The organism is Flavobacterium sp. S87F.05.LMB.W.Kidney.N (assembly GCF_004366435.1).
Lineage (GTDB): Bacteria > Bacteroidota > Bacteroidia > Flavobacteriales > Flavobacteriaceae > Flavobacterium.
Genome location: NZ_SODX01000001.1, coordinates 571,358 through 592,106, shown reverse-complemented (window position 1 = coordinate 592,106; position 20,749 = coordinate 571,358). Strand labels below are relative to the sequence as shown.

The window sequence follows — 20,749 nt, the reverse complement described above, 5'->3', positions numbered from 1 at the left end:
AAAAACCGCTTTAGTTTCTCGATTATTTAGAATAGAATAACATTATTTTTTCACTCAAAACAAAAAATAAAAATTAACTTTATTCAATTAAAATTGTTATAATTGTAACATTTTAATATATTTGTGTTAAATATTTAAAGCATGAGAAACGTTTTAATAATTGGAGCAGGAAGATCTGCATCTTCTTTGATTCGATATTTGTTGTCAAAATCTAACGAAGAAAAACTGCATTTAACTGTAGCAGACCTTTCATTGAATTTAGCGAAAGCAAAGACACAAAATCATCCGAATGCTACTCCGCTTGCCTTAGATATTTTTAATGCCGAAGAAAGAAAAAAAGCTATTGCCAATGCTTCGATTGTAATTTCGATGCTGCCTGCACATCTTCATATCGAAATTGCAAAAGACTGTCTTGAATTCAAAAAACATTTGGTTACTGCGTCTTATATAAGCGATGCCATGCAGGCTTTGAACGAAGAAGCTCAGAAAAACAATTTAATCTTCATGAACGAAATTGGTCTTGATCCAGGAATCGATCATATGAGCGCCATGAAGGTTATTGATGAAATTCGATCAAAAGGAGGAAAAATGCTTTTATTCGAATCTTTCTGCGGCGGACTTGTAGCTCCTGAATCTGATAATAATTTATGGAATTATAAATTCACATGGGCACCTCGAAATGTGGTTTTGGCCGGACAAGGGGGCGCAGCTAAATTTATTCAAGAAGGAACTTATAAATATATTCCGTACAGCGCTTTATTTAGAAGAACTGAATTTCTAGAAGTTGAGGGCTACGGGAAATTTGAAGCTTATTCAAACCGGGATTCTCTTAAATACAGATCTATTTACGGTTTAGACGATATTCTCACTTTATATAGAGGAACTATTCGAAGAGTGGGATATTCTAGAGCTTGGAACATGTTTGTACAACTCGGAATGACAGATGACAGTTATATTATTGAGGATTCTGAAAATATGAGTTACCGTCAGTTTGTGAATTCCTTTCTTCCGTATCACCCGACAGATTCTGTTGAAATCAAAACACGCTTGATTTTAAAAATTGATCAAGACGATATTATGTGGGATAAACTTTTGGAACTGGATTTATTTAACCCACACAAAAAAGTGAATCTGCCTAACGCTACACCTGCACAAATTTTAGAAAAAATCTTAACCGACAGCTGGGCTCTTGAACCAGATGACAAAGATATGATTGTAATGTATCATAAGTTCGGATATGAATTAAACGGAGAAAAGAAACAAATTGATTCTAAAATGGTTTGTACTGGAGAAGACCAGACTTATACTGCTATGGCAAAAACAGTCGGCCTTCCGGTTGCCATTGCAACATTATTGATTCTAAATGGAAAAATAACAACTCCCGGAGTACAGCTTCCGATTAAAAAAGAAGTTTACGAGCCTATTTTAAAAGAGTTAGAAGAATATGGGGTAATTTTTAACGAACAAAAGGTACCTTATTTTGGATATAATCCAGATTTATTTTAATCTGGATCTGCATGTTAATTTTTAGATTTTTTAGTTTGTAATTTTATCCGCTTCCAGAAATTGAAGCGGATTTTTTTTGTTTTTTGAGGGACAAAGAAGCAGAGGTTCAGAGGGACAAAGGTTTTTTTCTTTGTCAAAGTTTTAAACTTTGACAAAGACCTTAGTAGCTTAGAATCTTAGCAACTTAGAACCTTAATAAAGAAAGCGTTCTCTCCACTTCTTCCAAATCAATATAAAAATTCTCCTCTTTTTGAATTCCAACAACAAAGCTGTAATTGATATTCTCCATATCTGTAGTATTTTTAATGACAGCACTAAAACGATTTGGAGGTTGAAGGACCAAAACCGAAGCTCCTGACTCAAGAGTCATGAGTCCGTGAAATAAATGACTGCCTTCAATACCTATAAGAATTTTGGCACCAGAACACGCCGAAAGTATTTCTGAAACACTATTCTTGGTAACATCGACAATTTTAAATCCGTATTTTTCTCGGAGTTGTTCGGCGATTTCGATTTCATTCAACATAACCCGGGAAATTCCGGAATTTCGACGCAGGATGAAAACTCCAGGATGTGAAGCTGCGGGAAACAAAGACAATAATTTGTTTCTATTAGCAGCGAATCGGGTATGTTTATTTTGATTATTTCCCCAATTATCATCAAAGAAAATAGCATTTTTTAAGTAAGCCGCATTTGTTCGAATTGGATTCATTTCTAAAAATGATTCATATTCAAGCATGTGCGAATAAGGAATAATATTCGAAGTTACTGGAACTCCTTCAGCTGCAGCCAAGGCATAATTAGCACAATCATCGGTCAGCCAAAGTCCAAAATATTGATTTCCTTCTGATGTGCTATAAATTGCAGCATCATTAATTTCTGCTTCTATAATAGCGGGCGGAAAATAATTCATCTTTTTAGAAAGTTGAAAAGAAGGATGAAGTCGGAAATTATGAAGTCCTTTATAAATAAACCCATTCATCATCCAAGCATCTTTTAGCCTATAAGCGCGTGTTGGGGCGTGTTCGACAGTAAAACCGCCATGCATTGCAGTATAAGGATCATCGGTATAAGCTGTGCCTGTAATGCGTTCTAACTGGCCGTCGAGAAAATAAGCTTTTGGCGAAACGGTGGTATTTCCAGGAGCAATTTCCCATGATTTTGATGCGAGACTTTCCAAAATTTTTCCTTCCCGAAACATCGAATGAGGTTTTTTTAATCCTCTAAGATATCTCGTGTACCCAATGGGCGAAAATCTAACCTTTTTTTCTATTAAGCCCATTCTTAAACATTAAAGCAACATTAAAATAAAATTAGAAATTTTTAAAACATGGGATTATTTTCAGAATAAAAACAAACTTAATAATAAAAATAACTAAATTAAGTTAATTTATTCAATAAAAAACAAAGAGAAAATTAAAAATTTTAATGTTGAAAGTTTAAACCCCGTATTTATAAGAACAAAAAAATCCGCTCATTTCTGAACGGATTTATATATTAAAGGATTTGATACTCTTTTCCTTTTTTTCTTAACGCAAAGAGCGCAAAGCATTTTTTAAGTACGTTTATAAACGAAAAGTTCGCAAAGCTATATAATGAAGCTTTGCGAACTTTTTTAATTCCTACCTAAAAAATCTTAACGAACTTTGCGATAAACCTTAGCGCTCTCTGCGGTTAAAAAAACTATTTAGAAAGTTCCACAAAATACTTGTAAAACAACGGAATAGTTTCAATTCCTTTCAAGTAATTAAAGATTCCGAAATGTTCATTTGGCGAGTGAATCGCATCAGAATCCAAACCAAATCCCATTAAGATTGTTTTACTTTTTAATTCTTTTTCAAACAAAGCCACAATCGGAATACTTCCTCCAGAACGAACAGGAATTGCAGGAACTCCAAACGTTTCTGTATACGCTTTATTAGCTGCCTGATAACCAATGCTGTCAATTGGCGTTACATAACCTTGACCACCGTGGTGAGGCGTTACTTTTACCGTAACTCCAGCTGGAGCAATGCTTGTAAAATGTTTTGTAAACAATTCTGTAATTTCTTCCCACTCTTGATTTGGAACCAAACGCATCGAGATTTTAGCAAAAGCTTTACTCGCAATAACCGTTTTAGCGCCTTCTCCAGTATAACCTCCCCAGATTCCGTTTACGTCTAATGTCGGACGAATTGAGTTTCTTTCGTTGGTTACATATCCTTTTTCGCCGTAAACATCAGCAATGTTCAAAGCATTTTTATATTTTTCTAAACTAAAAGGCGCTTTTGCCATTTCAGCTCTTTCTTCTGAAGATAATTCCTGAACTTTATCGTAGAATCCTGGAATTGTAATATGATTGTTTTCGTCGTGAAGAGAAGCAATCATTTTTGCTAAAATATTAATTGGGTTCGCTACTGCCCCGCCGTATAAACCTGAATGCAAATCGCGGTTTGGACCTGTAACTTCTACCTCAACGTAACTCAAACCTCTTAAACCAGTCGTAATCGATGGCTGTTGGTTAGAAATCATTCCTGTATCTGAAATCAGGATAACGTCATTTTTCAGTTTTTCCTGATTTCGTTCTACGAACCAAGCTAAACTTGCAGAACCCACTTCTTCCTCACCTTCGATCATGAATTTTACGTTGCAAGGCAGATTATTCGTTTGCACCATATATTCAAGCGCTTTTACGTGCATGTACATCTGACCTTTGTCGTCACAAGCGCCACGCGCGAAGATTGCGCCTTCTGGGTGAATATCTGTTTTTTTAATAACGGGTTCGAACGGTGGTGAAGTCCATAATTCTAACGGATCTGGCGGCTGCACATCATAGTGTCCGTAAACTAAAACCGTTGGAAGATTTGGATCTATAATTTTCTCTCCGTAGATAATTGGGTAACCTGGAGTGTCGCAAGTTTCGACAAAATCGCAGCCTGCTTTTGTTAAACTTTCTTTTACAGCCTCTGCTGTGTCAATAACATCTTGAGAATATGCAGTGTCGGCACTAACCGACGGAATCTTTAATAATTCGATCAATTCATTGATAAACCGATCTTTATGTTGTTGAACGTAGGACTTAATATTTTCCATTTAAATTATTTTTATAGAAACTCAAAAATACAAAAAAGAGAATTAATAATTTTTTTAAAAAAATGCTTTGAAATTTAGAAGTTATGTTTATCTTTGCACCCACAATTGAGCGGATATGGTGAAATTGGTAGACATGCCAGACTTAGGATCTGGTGCCGCAAGGCGTGTAGGTTCGAGTCCTATTATCCGCACTGAAAAAAGCTTCTGAGAAATCAGAAGCTTTTTTGTTTTTACTTTATTTTAGCTTTGTCATTTTTATTTTACAAAGTATAAGATTGGTTATTAATTTCTATATTTATAACCAATTCTAGCCAAAAAAAATGAAAAAACACACAACCAAACTTACATCAAAGAGTATAGAAGGAAGTGGGCTTCCAACTGATTACAAAAGAGCTATAGCTGAATATATCTGGAATGGTTTTGATGCAAATGCCTCTATCATAAAAATTGATTTCACGGCTAATGAAGTTGGCTATATTCATAATTTTTCTATATCAGACAATGGGACAGGGATAAATATTGCCAATATTTCAGAAACATTCGGGAACTTTATGGTCTCTTTAAAGACAAATTCATTTTCAGAAACTGGATTTGTCAAAGGAAAAAAAGGGAAAGGAAGATATTCCTTTTCACTTTTTTGCAATAAAGCAAAATGGGATACTACTTTTAAATCTGATGACGGACGTTTTTTAAATTATAATATTCAAATAAACAAAGACGAAATTCAGAACTTTGAAACTATTGATACAGTTATTACAAAAAATAAGCAAAATGGTACAGAAGTAATATTTGAAGATTTTTTTGCATTAACTAGCGATTTGCTCGACAATGAAGACTTCGAGAATTATTTAGCAAATGAGTTTGGATGGTTTCTCTACTTAAATAAAGAGCGAGATTATAAAATCCTTATAAACAAGCATCCTCTAAATTACAAAACAGTCATTGCTGATTCAGATGATCACGAAATTCCGTTCGGTAAATTCATTTTTAAAATAAGTTTTTTACGATGGAATGAAAAAATTGGAGATAAATACTATTATTATTTCTTGAATAGCAATAAGAAAGAAGCTTACAGAAAGCATACTTCTTTTAACAATAAAACTGCAGATTTTCACCATTCTGTTTATATAGAATCTGACTATTTCGATTTATTTAAAGCCACTAAAAATGATCATCCTGTTCTAGATGATTCTTTTAATCAAAGCAACCCAACATTTAAAGTTTTAATAGACCACCTTAACGAGTTTGTTAGCTCTAAAGAGAAAGAATTTGTAAGAAATTTAAAAGCTGATGCTTTAATTGAGAAATATAATAGAAACAGTATTTTCCCCTTTTTTAGCAACAATAAATATGATAAGCTTAGAAAAGAGGATTTAGAAAATGTTATAAAAGAATTATATAGTGTTCAACCTAAAATTTTTCAAAATCTTAGTATCCCACAAAGTAAAACAATTGTAGGTTTTTTAAATCTATTATTAGATACTGATCAAAGAGAACATGTTTTAAATATTGTAGATAATGTTGTAAAACTTTCCGATGCGGATAGACTGGAACTCTCAAATGTTCTGAAAACAACTAAACTTTCGCATATTACTTCACTTGTGAAATTTCTAGAAAATAGATTTAAGATAGTTGATATACTTAAATTACTAGTCTTTGATTTGAAGAAGTTTACTGATGAAAGAAATCATGTTCAAAATATAATTGAAGATAACTACTGGCTCTTTGGAGAGCAATACCATTTAGTTTCTGCTGATAAAAACTTCGAAATTCTTCTGAATAATTATTACTCTCATTTAGAAAAAAACAAAAAAAAGCCGGAGAAAATAGATAATAAAAATAAATTACAAAGACCAGATATTTTTATTTCTAGAAAATCAGAGATAATTGATGGCAGTGATCCAGACCTGACAATTGAAGAGAATATTATTGTTGAATTAAAGAGACCTAGCGTTATTATTGGCACTGAACAATTTCAACAAGTAGAAAGATATCTGAGATTTATAATTGAAGATGAAAGATTTAATAGTGTTACAAGAACGTGGAAATTCATTTTAGTTGGAATAAAACTAGATGAATACATCAAAGATTTACATGTCAATCAAAAAGAAAAAGGAAAAAAATATTTAATACAGTCAATAAAAAATTATGAAATATACGCCATGACATGGGATGATTTATTTCGAATTTTCACAATTAAACACAAGCACCTAATAGACAAACTAGAATTTAAATCTGTAGTTATTGAAGAATTAGAACAAAAAGGAATAAATTTAAACAAAGAAGCAACAGATTTTCTAACCAAAATTGCTCTTTCAAAAAATGAAAAAATAATTGCGGATGAGCCTGATGACTTACCGTTTTAATGAATATTCTTTGTTAAATTAACCGACTTATCACATAATTATATCATCTAGAATTTAATTTTAGAAACCCTTTCTATCACCTTGACGAAAGGAGATTACAGCAAAACGACGGGTGTACAACATGAAAAAAATTAAGAAACAATATCATTTTGTCGATTTGCTGTTTTCGTTTCTCCTTTCGTCGAAATGAAATGATTCTTCTACTTAATCAACATCCAAATAAGGATCCAGAGCTTCTGCTAATCTATTGAGCCAATAAAAATTATCTTCGAGATTGTTGAATTCAGTTTCTACAGTTTCGCATCCGCGCATGGAACATAACGAAAGAATATAATTTACCTCTCGTATTGTTTTCGCCATGTCTTTTGGATCGATAACATCAGTAAAAAAGGCTTTTAGTCTATTTTCAAGTTCATTTGAAACAATTACTGTAGTCATTATCTTATATTTTGTTCAAATACAATAATTATTGACACAAATTTGTGTCAAAACAAAAAATAATTGTTATGACTTTTGAAATATGAATATTTCAGAAGAAACTTTTATCTCAAATCTTGGCACTCACATAAGACAGCTACGTGAAAAGAAAGGCTTATCACAACAAGCTTTAGCTGATGATTGCGACATTACAAGAAATCAAATTGGGAGAATTGAGAGAGCTGAAATAAATACTGGTATAAAAACTTTAATAAGAATATCAAATGCTTTAGATATTGACCTTAAAGAATTACTTGATTTCCCTTTGAAATAATAATTCGGCTAAAGCCTTTTCCCTTTCAAACATAAAAAAACCTCCAGCTAAAGCAGGAGGCAATTCATCTCTTTTATTTTTAATTTAGTTTGTCATTTCTCGTTCCTCGAAATGAAATCATAAAAATTATAAATAAAGACCAAAAATCCTTTTAATCTTAATAATCTGTGGCAAAAACAGAAACTGCTTCAGAAATTTCTTTAAATCTTTTTGTGTTTAGTCTTTAAATATTCTTATTTTTAAAACACCAAAAACTTAATTCTCAAAATTCGCTTGTTTTTAAATCTCAAAAAAACATTTAGAACACATGAGAAAATACAGATTATTAATTATTCTTTTAGGAATTATTGCGGTTTTTTACTTTGCAAGAACAGTTCGAAGCTTTACCGTTAAACAGGAAATCCGAACTCTTAAATCAGAACATTTTATTATTTCCTACAGCGGAATTTATAAAAGTGAGGCTGAAAAAGTCAGCACTCATCTGGAGAACAATTATGCGAAAATAAGAGAAAATCTAAAAGATGTACAACACGACTTGATAAAGGTTTTTGTTTACGGTTCGCAATACAAATTTAATAGCGCTACTGGTTTAAAAGAAAACACAAAAGGCACGAGCCGTGGTCCAAATGAATTTCATTTTGTGTGGACGAATTGGTTTAATTCTATTTTTCCAGACGATCCGCTCAAAACTGCTCTTCACGAATTTACGCACTGCGTTCAACTCAATATATTAATCGACAGGGCAAAAGAAACAATCATCACCCAAGACCGACTTACTTTTGAAAAGGAATTTGATAAAAAGTTTAAAGCCGAATATCCGCGCTGGCTTTGGGAATCGATCAGTATTTTTGAGGCTGGAGAAGTAAATTCGCTAAGCGTAAAATACGCCAAAAGCAAAAACCTGACTTTAGAAGAGCTTAATAAAAGCAATCAGATTTATAATATCGGCTACACAATCATCGAATATATGACCCAAAAATGGGGAAAAGACAGCCTGCCCAAACTAATTGCTTCATTTGGCAGCATCGAAAAAGCACTTAGCATAAAACCCGAAGAATTTGAAAAAGGCTGGATTGCTTTTTTGGAGGAAAACTATTGATTCGGCTAAAGCCTTTTTCTTTTCAAACAGAAACCTCCAGCTAAAGCAGGAGGCAATGTATGTAATTTATTTTTTTTAAGTCTAGTTTGTCATTTTGATCCCGAGACTTCGGGATCGAATGACAATACTTGGTCGTAATTTGTGATGAGAAATAAAAACACAAAACACTATTAATCAATAAATTAACACTAAAACCAGTTCACCAAAAAGATTTATTCCGTTTGCTAATCCAAAAAAAATCTGCCAAAAACTCTTCTCTTTGCCTATTTGCAGAACAAATTCCCCAAATTTTGTTTCGGTTATAAAATTCGTTTTCAACAACCTAACAATAAACAAAATGGAACCACAACTACAAGAAATTCGGGAACAGCAAAAAGCATCTTGGAACAAATTTTCTCCAGGCTGGAAAAAATGGGATCATGAAATTCTGGATTTTATGAGACCTTTTGCCGATGAAATCATCCGTTCGATAAACCCAAAAGGATCAGACGTAATTCTAGATGTCGCAGCTGGAACTGGCGAACCAGGCTTGAGCATTGCTGCGATGCTTTCTGATGGAAAAGTCATTATTACCGATCTCGCTGACGATATGCTTACCATTGCCCGCGAAAATGCTTTTAGAAAAGGAATTACAAATGTCGAATTTAAAGCTTGCGATGTCACCGAACTTCCTTTTTATGACAATACCTTCGATGCGATAAGCTGTAGAATGGGTTTTATGTTTTTTCCTGATATGCTTTTAGCAGCAAAAGAAATGTATCGGGTTCTGAAACCTGGCGGCAAAATCGCAACTGCGGTCTGGAGCGGACCTGAGAAAAATTTCTGGGTCACCGCTGTTGGCGGAACGATTAACAGAAACATGCAGCTCACGCCTCCGCCTCCCGAAGCTCCGGGAATGTTTCGCTGTTCGAAAAGCGGTTTAATAACCGATATTTTCCAACAAGCTGGGTTTAAAAATACTACCGAAACAGAACTGACTGGCAAATTAAATTGTGGTACTGCAGATGTCTATTGGAATCTGATCACAGAAATTGCCGCACCTTTTGTCGCCGCACTCAGCAATGCCGATGATGCAATGAGAGAAAAAATCAGACAAGAAGTTTTTACTTTAGTAAATGAAAAATTCCCTGACGGAAATGTTATTATTGATGGAAATGCACTTGTAATTGCTGGAGAGAAATAGTCTTAAAAGTTTTGTCAAGAAAAAACCTTTGTCAAAGTTTAAAACTTTGACAAAGGTCTCTCGTATAGTTTGGAATTTGGAATTTATTTATTCGAATTTAATATTTCAATAATCTTATCCACATTAACCTCACTATAATCATTAATATAAAAATCACATACAGGAAGCTGTTCTTTTGTATGTGTACTCAAAACGCCTACAACTTTCATTCCTGCATTTAATCCCGCTGTAACGCCCGAAAAAGAATCTTCGAAAACCACGCAATCAGACGGAGAAACGCCAACACGCTCTGCTGATTTTAGGTATACTTCAGGATTTGGTTTATGAAGTGTTACGTCCTCGCTGGACATCATCGAATCCATTTTGTCTGAGATTTTTAAAGCGTTTGCAATTAAATCCAGATTCGCACGCGGCGCCGAAGTTGCAACAGCCGTTTTAAATCCACGAGATTTTAATTCGCTTAAAAAATCCAAATAATGTGGAATCGTATCGACTTTGTCTTTATAAATTTCGCGAAACATTCCTTCTTTTTCGTCTTCGAGTTTCAGCAGTTCTTCTCCCGCAATTGGGCGCTTGAAGAAATGCGTCATGATGTAACTGTTATGTTTGCCGTACATATGTTCTTCGAATTCTTCATTCGTATAAGGAACTTCATATTTATCGAAAAATGCCTCAAAAGCCTTCACATGATGCGGATTGGTGTGCGAAATCACGCCATCCATATCAAAAATTACACATTGCTGTTTCATTATTGTATTTTGTTTTTTTAACGGTTGCAAGATAGGCTTATTTCGCAGAGATTCACAAAGGTTTTTCACGGAGATTCGCTGAGATTTATTTTTTTCCGCGTATTGTTTGTCATTTCGACGGAGGAGAAATCACACTAGTGAATCTACAAAGAGAATCGCCAATCTTTGTCGAGCTTCTAGTGTGATTTCTCCTCCGTCGAAATGACATAAAATACGGAAAAACTTGAAACTTGAAACTTGAAACAAAAAAACTACCCAATCCAAATCTTACTTTTAACCAAAGTCATAGTCTGTCTCAAATGCTGATTACACGCAATCAAAATAATCAAAACCACCAAACCGTAACCTACGATCGTATAAATTTCCATATCGGCCAATAAAGTAGCTTGTTTAGTAATGGTTCCGAAGACTTTTTTTAGTGCCAAAGTATTCGCATTATCTGCAGAATATCCTTTTGCCATAAAACTCTGCGCAGTTGCAGTTATGGTTTGCTGTGCTTCGGGATTATCGCCTGTTACGAATTGACTTAATTTTAAAAAATGCTTTTTGTTTAAAAATACAACGGCATTCTGCATCACGCAAAAACCAATTGTACTTCCCCAAAAACGACCCGAAACTCCAACAATTCCCGAAGAAACCGCCATTTTTGCCGGAACCGATGATGTGGTAAATAAGATGAGCGGAACAAATAAAAACCCAACACCGATTCCTTGCAAAATATACGGAACGATAATATCTGACAGCGCAACATCGGGCACAAAAAGAAATGTAAACCAAAAGTGAAACAATGCAATAAGCGAAAATCCAATAATGAAAATAACTTTTGTCGAAACAGATTTCATCAGAAAATAAGCAGCTAAAATAAGTCCAATTACATTTCCTAGTCCGTTAATGTATTGCACGCCCGCCACACGCGACGGATCCCAATTCCAAATCGAAAACATCGCTGAATGACAAAGACTCAGCGTTGCCCTGCTGATATAGAAAAGGAAAAATAATAAAAACCCTATTCGCAGATTGGCGTATTTAAAAACTTCAAAATCAAAAGTCGGTCTTTTTACCAAGCGTTCTTTAAAGATGAATAAACCTCCTGTAATGAGTGCAATCATCAGCATTACAACCATGTGCGAAGACTCAAACCAATATTTTTTTTCGGCATAAACAAAAAAGTAAGCACCGCAAAGAATGGCAGTTAAAACCAAAAAATAACTCATCCAGTCGATTTGATACAACGGAATTTTCTTTGTGATTCGGTGCCCACGAAAAGTAACTAAGATTAAAAAGACATTCAAAACCTGCAATCCGCCCGAAACGTACAGCATGTATTTCCAATCGTAATGATCCAGAAACCAAACCGCAATATTCATAATAAATGGCGTTGACAATAACAGCGAACCGTAGTAAAACGAAAAACCTATTATAATGGCATTTTTAGAATTAAACTGCTCAATTAATAATTGTCTGATCGTAATTACCGGAAGAGCCATTAAGATTCCTTCGGCAATTCTCAGCAATAAAAAAAGATAAAAATTGGTAATATAAGCCGATGAAACAATCGTAATTCCGATTAGGGAATAAACCGCCATCAGGTAATTTTTTGCAGGGAAAAAACTCGAAAATCGGCTTTCTATTAAAATTGTGGCGAGCAAAGTTCCATACGTAACGCACATCGCAAACTGCAAATCTTCTGGCTCGATGTCCAGAAAACTCGCTGCGTAGGTTACGTTTGAAGTATAAACTCCCAATAAAATCATGGAATGCAAAAGACAGACAAACAAAATAATAATGATTGCCCATTTTGGAACCCAAGATTTAAAAATACTTTTATCTTCCATTTTAGTGTGCCGCGATCACGGTGATATTCATTCCCGCTCTTAAAAAATCGGTTTGTTTGTCGGTATCTTTTAACTGAATTCGAACTGGAATTCTTTGTTCAATTTTTACGAAGTTTCCTGTTGCATTATCTGGAGGAAGCAATGAAAATCGTGCCCCGCTCGCAGGCGATAAAGAAGCAATTGTACCAACGAAAGTTTTGTCGCTCAAAGCATCGGCTTTTATTTCGACTTCCTGACCAACAGTTAAATACTGCAATTGCGTTTCTTTAAAATTGGCTGTAATCCATTTTTCTTTACTTACAATCGAAAGCAAAGATTGTCCTTCTTTTACCAATTGTCCAGGCTGTAAAGTTCGTTTTCCAACCCAGCCGTCGTAAGGCGCTGTAATTATAGTGTACGAAAGAAATAATGCCGCATTATCTGCAACAGCTTGTTTGGATGCAATATTGGTTTGCGTTGTCGGAACATTAGCCTCGGCCACAGAAGTACTTAAATCTGCCGAATGAATTCTATTTTTCATTTCCTGAAAATGTGCCTGCGCCGATTCGTAATCTGCCCTAACTTTTTCTAATTGCTGAGAAGTTGCTGCTTCATCTTTCACCAAAGCCTGATATCTTTCGTATTCTAATTTTGTTTTCCAAAGATTCGATTTTGCAGCATCTAATTGCGCTTCGTTAATTGCCGTTGCACTGGCTGTGTTTATCGCATTCTTTTGAGCCACAACACTATTTTGTTTCGCGTTTTGAACATCGGCCAAAGCCACATTCAATTTTGATTGGTATTCTCTATTGTCAATTACAACCAAAGTATCACCTTTATGCACAAACTGGTTTTCGTTAAAACGAACTTCCTGCACATAACCCGTTATTCTCGACATAATTGGAGTTACATATTGCTCCACCTGAGCGTCATTGGTTTCTTCGTGATTTCTGTTGAAAACGTAAAACCAAATTCCCAAAATAACACCGCTCGCTACAAGCGCACACGCAATAACCGTTATTAGTATATCAAACGTTTTGTTTCTTCTAGTTTCATTTTTTATCTTAACCATAAACTTTATATCTTTTCTTGTCTATTTTTCTATTATCACTTTTAAATCTTGCCTCTTGCCTCTTTCTTCTAACTTTTTACATCTAACATCTAACTCTGAGGAAGAATCCCCGCCGTATGAAGCAATTCATAATGTTTCAGCACCGCATCCAGTCGGGTAGAAATTTTGTTGTATTTCGCCTGAAGCAAAGCATTGTCAGCATCGACCATTTCCGTTATTAAAACCAATTGATTTAAGTATTTCAGCTTTACAATTCGGTAATTTTCATTGGCTAAATCCAAAGCTTTGTCGACCACCACAAATTTTTCAAGGATTTCCTGATATTGCGTATGCTCTTTATACAGTTGATCCTGAATTTCATCTTTTATAATTTCCGACTGCATTTGCTGCCATTCGATTTTTTTGTTAGCCTGTTCTACTTTGGTTTTGTTTTTATACAAAGCCGAAATATCAAAACGCGCTTCGATTCCCACTTGACCTAAAGTGTACAAATACGGATTCGGTGGAAAAAATTTGTAGTTAGGATAATAAAAACCATAATTCCCAAAGAAGTTTACCGTTGGCAGATAATTTCCTTTCACCAATTGCAATTCCGTTTTTTTGATGTTTAATTCCTGGCTTGCAATACGCATTTCTTCGTTTTGCAAAGCTTTATTCATATAAAAATCGTAGGGATCCAAGCCGTTCAATTCGTCAAGATTAGCTGTTGTATCGATCGCAATTTCTTCATTTTCCGGAATCTGAAGCAGTGTTTTCAGATCGTGAAGCGCAATTTTAATGTTTTTGGAGTTTGTAAGCGCATTTAATTCACGATCCGAAAGCTGCAATTCGGCACGAATAACTTCGTTTTTCGTAACCGTTCCATGCTTTTGAAGCGACTGTACTTCTTTCAATCGGCTTTTTTCTTCTTTGATGTTTTCTTCAAAAATCTTCTGAAGTTCCATCATTTTATAAATCGAAAGATAATTGGCTACCACTTCGAGCTCAATATCATTTTCGGTTTTTTCTGTTTTTATTTTAGCAATTTCGCTTTCCTGATTCGCAATTTTGATGGCGTTGTTGATTTTATTTCCAGCATAAATTGGCATTTTAAAAGTTGAATTCACCTGATAAATTTCAGGAATCGCTTTTGTTACTTCTTTTCCATTCAAGAAACCATTTCCTTTAAATTCGGTAATATTGGTAATTCTGGAATATTCGCCGTTTAATTCGATATCTGGTAAACGGAGTTCTTTACTTTCTTTGATGTTTTGCTCCGAGAGCGTAATCTCCAATTGAGATTGAAGGATTTTTTTGTTGTTTTCTTTAGCCAGTTTCATCGCTTCTTTTAATGAAACCGTATGAATTTCCTGTGCTTGTAAACTATTTAATGCCAATAAAATTAGCAATAGCAACAGTTTTTTGAGAAAACAATCGTCTGTAGAATTTGTTATTTTAAGGAACATGAATACATAAATATTTTATACTGCAAAGTTCCTTCATTTTTACGATGACTGATAATTCTAAAAAGTCAATAACATATTCATTTCGGACAAATGTTAAAATCTTATTTTCCGAAAACGTTATATTAAAACATTGAATAACAATTTATTACAAAATGGATTTGGTTTATGATATTCACGCAGATTTAAAAAACTACAAAATATCCTCCCCATTTAAATAATCGGAAGGTCTTTGTCCTAAAATCTTGAAAAATGTGTTGCTGAAAGTCGGAACGCTATTGTAACCTACTTCTAGAGCTACCTCTTTTACAGAAAGTTTTCTTTCTAATAAAAGTTCGATTGCTTTTAAGATTCTTCGAATGGTATAATATTGAATGAAAGACATTTTGAGATCTTTTTGGAATAAGCGATACAAAGAGCGTTCGCTGTAACCAAATTCATGGGCGACATCGGCAAACAGAATCGTTTCGCCTAGATTGTTTTCAATGAAACGCAAAATTTTACTAAGCCGTTTGTCTTTTGGCTGAGGCAATTCTAACGGAAGATTATTGGTGCAGATTTGCGGCAGAATCGCTTTTATAGCTTTTGCAATGGTAAAGTTTGGAGTTCCTTTTTTAAGATCGCCATTCCAACGATTGGTAAAAAGCATCATTTGCAACAATAAATTATTGACGGGATAAATACCTTCAACCTGATAAAATCCATCTTCTCCTTTTTCAACCGGAAAATATAAATTTCGCATCATCACATTTTCAGATTTCGGCTGAATACTGTGTTCCACTCCACTCGGAATCCATATAAAATGTCTTGCGGGCAGAAAATAGGTTTTGGTCTCCGTTGTTACAAAAACGACATCGCCTTCTGCATAAAGTAATTGGGCTTTATCATGTTTGTGTGTAGGAATAAACAATTCACCCATCAAATCGTGGTGACAGTAAATGCTTTTTTTATCAGCATCTACTTTTTTGATGTAATATTTATCTAATTTCTGACCGGAATGTTCCATTGGTGTGATTTCTCATTATAAAGATAAGAAAGAAATTTAACCGCAAAGTTCGCAAGGTTAAAAACACAAAGTTCGCAAAGCTTAAAAAACTTTGCGAACCTTTTGTGAATCTTAGCGCACTTTGCGGTTAAACCTTAAAGCATAAAAACAAAAAAGCCTTTCCGTTAAGAAAGGCTTCTTCCAATATTGCGGTCTGGACGGGACTCGAACCCGCGACCCCATGCGTGACAGGCATGTATTCTAACCAACTGAACTACCAAACCCTGCGTTATTGCGAGTGCAAAAATACAACAGAAGTTGGATTCTGCAAGGGTTTTTAGGAATAAAAATTGAGAAATTTTTAATTGCTTAAATTCCAATATTTTAAAAATTGCCTGCAAATTAAAAAAAGAAGAACTTTCTTTCTTTTTCTTAACCGAGAAGGTTTTCACATAGAAATATTTATCATTTTTCTAAACACAGCCCACGGTTTCAGCCATCGGCAACGATTTATATCCATTGTGCTTGCCTTGGTTGAAACCAGGCGCTATTTTCAATATATGAGTAGAAAATCTTTATAGAATTGCTTGCGGAGATTTGCTACGCCAGTTCGCTGTCGCTCGAGTCTCCTTCGTCGAAATGACAAACGTTGTGGAATTGGAATTTGGAATTTAATTTTGAGGCTTCAAAATCTTTGGAATTTGCCTTTTATCATAAAGGCTATAAATCAAAAAAGCCATCCACAAAAGTGGAAAGCTTTTCATTGGTCTAACTACTAAACCAGCTACGAGTTACAAAGTCGTAGCAAAACAACACAACTAATCTTAGATACCGTTTTTGGGCAAAAAAGCCTTTCTTAAAAGAAAGGCTTTTCCCAATATTGCGGTCTGGACGGGACTCGAACCCGCGACCCCATGCGTGACAGGCATGTATTCTAACCAACTGAACTACCAAACCTCTGCGTTATTGCGGTTGCAAAGATAGTACAGAATTTCATTTCTGCAAGCGTTTTTGTAAAAAAAATGAAATAAATTTTCAAATATTTATCCAAAGTTTTGTTTTTCAACCAAATATGTAGTCAATATTTTTTCAAAATTGTAACCAACATTTACCGGAACGTACTTAATTTGGTTCTTGGCACAGGTTAAAGCTAGGTTTTTAAAATAGGCTTCTATCCTTTTTTCATATTCTGATTTAACGTTATCTGCAAAAATAGAAACCTCTTCTCCTGATTCTAAGTCAATAAACTTTCTTGGCGTATTGTCAAAATCAAATTTCAATTCGGTTTCATTATCAACAACATGAAACAAAACTACTTTATGTTTATTGTGTTTTAAATGCTGCAAAGCGTTAAAAAGCTTTTCATCATCTTCGGTTTGAAACATATCCGTAAACAAAATAATCATCGAGCGGCGATGCATTTTCTCTGCTATTTGATGCAGATACGTAATGGTATCGGTTGTTTTTTTGACTTTTGGCTGTACTAATAGTTCTTCCAGTTTATTCAACAACATTCTATGATGGCGATCGCTTCCTTTTTCGGGAGCGTAATATTCGTATTTATCAGAGAAAACACTCAAACCAACTGCATCTCGCTGTTTCTTTAAAATATTCATTAAAACAGCCGAAGCCAAAACTGCAAAACCAATCTTCTTTTCATAAAAAGGCTGATTTGATTTGAGTTCAGGATAATGCATGGATGATGAATTATCGACAATTAAATGACAGCGTAAATTGGTTTCTTCTTCAAAACGTTTCGTGTACAAACGATCGGTTTTGGCAAATAATTTCCAATCGATATGTTTAGTGCTTTCGCCTGCATTATACACTTTATGTTCAGCAAATTCAGCCGAAAACCCATGAAACGGACTCTTGTGCATTCCCGATATAAAACCTTCCACAACCTGATTGGCCAGCATTTCTAGATGCTGAAAACTGGAGACTTTCTCTATTTCCGATTCGATTTTCATTCGGTTTCTTTTTTAATATTTTGTGCTTTATAAAGCAAATCTGTCGATTGAAATAATTTCCTTTTTAAAATAGGACTAAAATTAGGGTTTTCTTTTAAGAATCGCTGTACTTCATCAAAGGCAAATTTCGAAGAATATTTTCCAACTGTATTATCCAGCCAGTCTTTCGGGAAGAAAATATCTCCGGTTCGCTGAATTTCATCAACCAAATCTAATGAAAATCTGATATATTTTTGTGCATTTTCCTGACGAAGCGGATGATGAATATTCGCTAATCCAACAGAAACCCACGATTCTTTTTCACGGTTTTTATCCTCTTTTAAAGATTCCATAAAAGCATTACGAAGCGATTCGTCTTTGGATAATGATGGAAGCAGAAACTCAAAACGCTTTTGTTTATCAGGATTTGTAAATGTTGTTCTGGTTTTTTCCAAAATTTCATCTGCTTTTGGATGTTTGAAAATTGCGAGATTCATTGCCATGTTGGTATAATCTTCTTCGTTTAATTTTAAATTCGGAATCGAGATTTCTCTGTTCCAAACTTTATATAAACTGGCTTTCGCCGAATTAGAATAGGCAATCGAACTGAATAATCCGAACAATGTCTTTTTGATATTGGCTGATAAGTTAGCTTGTAAACGTTCGTACAAAATACCTTCAAGCTGTTTCTGAACTTTACTTTGTTGTTTTTCGGTAAAAAATCTCCAATAAATTGTATTTAAATTATTAGAAGCAATTCTCAAAACCAATTCGTTTTCTTCTGTTTGAATTGCTTTCAGAAAACAGTTAAAAGCTTTATCTGGTGAAACATTTCCAAGCAGTGTATTTTCATAAAGATTGCTGTAGCTCGATGCTCTTGCAACCTCATCTTTCAATGTAGAAATATAATCTAAATTGTTTCCGCCAAGCGGAAAAACTCCGTACCCAAAACCATTGTAATTATAAACAACAGCAATTGGTTTTTCAAGTTCGATTACTTCTTTTAAGACGGTATTTTTATCATTAATATTAACCGTTAAAACTTTTACATTATTGGCATAAACCAAACCAATCTGAAAAACCTGAGGCCAGATATTATTGGAGTTGTCTTCTGCTTTTTGCTGAATTTCAAAAGTTTTAATTCGGTTTTTAGAATCGTATTCAATCTTATCCGTAAAAATCGCTCTTCCAGATTTGTTTACCCAAACGTCACTCCATTTTTTCATATCGAGCGGCGTTTCTGCATCCAGAATTTCTACCAAATTATTCCAATCGGCATTGTCATTGGCGTATTTTTGAATGTAGTTTTGAATTCCTTTCTGAAAAGCTTCCTTTCCCATCGAAGCTTCTAACTGACGCATCATAATTGGCGCTTTATTGTAAATAATGGCTCCGTACAGCGAACCAGCGTCTTTTAAATTCGCCAGATGCTGTTTGATTGGATGTGTTCCTAAAGATCGATCTTCCGCGAAAGCGCTAGGATAATGCGCGGTAAAAAACTGCAGATTATGATTGACTTTCGGAAAAATCGGGTTCATGATTTTATCGGCCATGAAATTGGCAAAAACCTCTTTCATCCAAACATCATCAAACCATTTCATTGTGACCAAATCGCCAAACCACATATGTGAGGTTTCGTGTGCAATGAGTTTGGCGCGGTTTAATTTTTCGCTGTCGGTTGCGCTGTTGTCCAAAAACAACGTTGATTCTCGATACTGAATCGCACCAACATGTTCCATTCCGCCATACTGAAAAACAGGAATCGAAGCAAAATCCAGCTTTTGAAATGGAAATTTATAATTGGTATATTTTTGTAAAAAATCTAAGGATTGCTGATGCAGATTGAAAATAGTATCTGCGCTTACGCGGAATTTTTCCGGACTGTTTTCACGATACAGCATCGTCATTTCTAAACCTGGTTTTTGCGTCGTGCTTTTGAATTTCCCTGCTACAAAAGAGAATAAATAGGTGCTCATTTTATCTGATTCTCCAAAAATATATGTGATAAAATTACCTTTATCGATTTTCTCTTTTACATCGGCTCCAGCCAAAACCGACCAATCTTTTGGTACAGAAAGACTCAATTTGTAAGCAGCTTTAATATCTGGCTGATCAAAACATGGAAATAAGGTACTTGCGCGATCTGGAACTAAAAGTGTATATAGAAAATCGTCATTTCTATTTAACGATAAATTACCCGCGATAAAAGAAATTGAAATCGCATTTTTTCCTAAAATTAAACCCGAAGAAGGAATTACAATATGTCCGTTCTGGTGAACAATGGCAAGGCTTTTTCCGTTTATGGCAACTGTTTTTATGTTGGACGTTTTTTCCTTAAAATCAAAAAGTAAAGGCTGACTTAAATCAGATATATTCAAATTTACCGTCAAATGGGCATTTATATTTTCTTCTTTCTGATTGGGAATCTCGAATGACAAATTATACTGAACTTCTGAAATCTGCTTTTTACGAAACTGCGCCAATTGCTCTGAAACCCCATTTTCTAAAAGCACACTTTCTTTTTCTTTTGATTGGGAAAAACCATTAGAAATCAACATAAAAAAACAAAGAAAGGTGTATAGAATTTTCATTTTTAAAGGAATATAAGATTTGCTAAAAATAGAAAATAAATTCCAAAAAAAAGACCTAACAGGTTTTAAAAACCTGTCAAGTCTAAAAAAACAAACTGTATTTTTAACGAAAAAGGCTTGACAACCGCCAAACCTTTTCCTTTACTAATTCAAAGCTATCCAAAAAAAGA

The 20,749-nt window shown here is 34.4% G+C and carries 15 protein-coding genes and 3 tRNA genes; 6 read left to right on the top strand and 12 right to left on the bottom strand.

The window, feature by feature from the left end; genetic code table 11:
* Nucleotides 1-141 precede the first annotated feature (141 nt).
* Nucleotides 142-1,506, top strand: a complete 1,365-nt coding sequence (locus tag EDB96_RS02640) for a saccharopine dehydrogenase family protein (protein ID WP_134139091.1) — start codon at nt 142-144, stop codon at nt 1,504-1,506.
* 184 nt (nt 1,507-1,690) lie between these two features.
* Here EDB96_RS02640 and EDB96_RS02635 read toward each other — a convergent pair whose 3' ends face one another.
* A complete protein-coding gene (locus EDB96_RS02635; protein WP_134139090.1) occupies nt 1,691-2,788 on the bottom strand; it encodes a glycosyltransferase 61 family protein in 1,098 nt (365 codons plus the stop codon).
* Between the two features lie 401 nt (nt 2,789-3,189).
* Nucleotides 3,190-4,578: a dipeptidase gene (locus EDB96_RS02630; protein ID WP_134139089.1), complete on the bottom strand. Its 1,389-nt coding sequence runs from the start codon at nt 4,576-4,578 to the stop codon at nt 3,190-3,192.
* Between the two features lie 109 nt (nt 4,579-4,687).
* Here EDB96_RS02630 and EDB96_RS02625 point away from each other — a divergent pair.
* Both EDB96_RS02625 and EDB96_RS02620 read left to right on the top strand, forming a co-directional pair.
* A tRNA-Leu gene (locus EDB96_RS02625) sits at nt 4,688-4,769 on the top strand.
* Between the two features lie 129 nt (nt 4,770-4,898).
* A complete protein-coding gene (locus EDB96_RS02620) occupies nt 4,899-6,944 on the top strand; it encodes an ATP-binding protein (RefSeq protein ID WP_134139087.1) in 2,046 nt (681 codons plus the stop codon).
* Between the two features lie 204 nt (nt 6,945-7,148).
* On the opposite strand, the gene EDB96_RS02615 is transcribed toward EDB96_RS02620, so the two are convergent.
* On the bottom strand, nt 7,149-7,382 hold the full coding sequence (locus tag EDB96_RS02615; protein ID WP_134139086.1) for a hypothetical protein: 234 nt from the start codon (nt 7,380-7,382) through the stop codon (nt 7,149-7,151).
* A gap of 82 nt (nt 7,383-7,464) precedes the next feature.
* Between EDB96_RS02615 and EDB96_RS02610 the strand changes: the two genes are divergently transcribed.
* The 3 genes from EDB96_RS02610 to EDB96_RS02600 all read left to right on the top strand — a co-directional run bounded on the left by EDB96_RS02610 (nt 7,465) and on the right by EDB96_RS02600 (nt 9,977).
* Nucleotides 7,465-7,695, top strand: a complete 231-nt coding sequence (locus EDB96_RS02610) for a helix-turn-helix domain-containing protein (RefSeq protein WP_134139085.1) — start codon at nt 7,465-7,467, stop codon at nt 7,693-7,695.
* Nucleotides 7,696-8,002: 307 nt separating this feature from the next.
* A complete protein-coding gene (locus EDB96_RS02605) occupies nt 8,003-8,794 on the top strand; it encodes a hypothetical protein (protein ID WP_134139084.1) in 792 nt (263 codons plus the stop codon).
* A 337-nt stretch (nt 8,795-9,131) separates the two neighbouring features.
* Entirely contained in the window at nt 9,132-9,977 is an 846-nt protein-coding gene (locus EDB96_RS02600) for a class I SAM-dependent methyltransferase (RefSeq protein ID WP_134139083.1), read from the top strand.
* Between the two features lie 83 nt (nt 9,978-10,060).
* On the opposite strand, the gene EDB96_RS02595 is transcribed toward EDB96_RS02600, so the two are convergent.
* From EDB96_RS02595 to EDB96_RS02555, 9 genes are all read right to left on the bottom strand, one after another.
* Nucleotides 10,061-10,726, bottom strand: a complete 666-nt coding sequence (locus EDB96_RS02595) for an HAD family hydrolase (protein WP_134139081.1) — start codon at nt 10,724-10,726, stop codon at nt 10,061-10,063.
* A gap of 251 nt (nt 10,727-10,977) precedes the next feature.
* Nucleotides 10,978-12,561 (bottom strand): MFS transporter, encoded by a 1,584-nt coding sequence (locus EDB96_RS02590; RefSeq protein ID WP_134139080.1) that lies wholly within the window; start codon nt 12,559-12,561, stop codon nt 10,978-10,980.
* 1 nt (nt 12,562) lies between these two features.
* Nucleotides 12,563-13,612 carry an HlyD family secretion protein gene (locus EDB96_RS02585; RefSeq protein ID WP_134139079.1) on the bottom strand — a complete coding sequence of 350 codons (1,050 nt, stop codon included), beginning with the start codon at nt 13,610-13,612 and terminating at the stop codon, nt 12,563-12,565.
* A gap of 89 nt (nt 13,613-13,701) precedes the next feature.
* Nucleotides 13,702-15,000, bottom strand: a complete 1,299-nt coding sequence (locus EDB96_RS02580) for a TolC family protein (RefSeq protein WP_243839300.1) — start codon at nt 14,998-15,000, stop codon at nt 13,702-13,704.
* 247 nt (nt 15,001-15,247) lie between these two features.
* Nucleotides 15,248-16,060 (bottom strand): helix-turn-helix domain-containing protein, encoded by an 813-nt coding sequence (locus EDB96_RS02575; RefSeq protein ID WP_134139076.1) that lies wholly within the window; start codon nt 16,058-16,060, stop codon nt 15,248-15,250.
* Nucleotides 16,061-16,249: 189 nt separating this feature from the next.
* A tRNA-Asp gene (locus tag EDB96_RS02570) sits at nt 16,250-16,323 on the bottom strand.
* A 599-nt stretch (nt 16,324-16,922) separates the two neighbouring features.
* A tRNA-Asp gene (locus EDB96_RS02565) sits at nt 16,923-16,996 on the bottom strand.
* A gap of 86 nt (nt 16,997-17,082) precedes the next feature.
* Nucleotides 17,083-18,009, bottom strand: coding sequence for a DUF58 domain-containing protein (locus EDB96_RS02560; protein WP_134139075.1), 927 nt, complete (start codon nt 18,007-18,009; stop codon nt 17,083-17,085).
* A complete protein-coding gene (locus tag EDB96_RS02555) occupies nt 18,006-20,579 on the bottom strand; it encodes a M1 family aminopeptidase (RefSeq protein WP_134139074.1) in 2,574 nt (857 codons plus the stop codon). The genes EDB96_RS02560 and EDB96_RS02555 overlap by 4 nt, the downstream gene beginning before the upstream one ends.
* Nucleotides 20,580-20,749 lie beyond the last annotated feature (170 nt).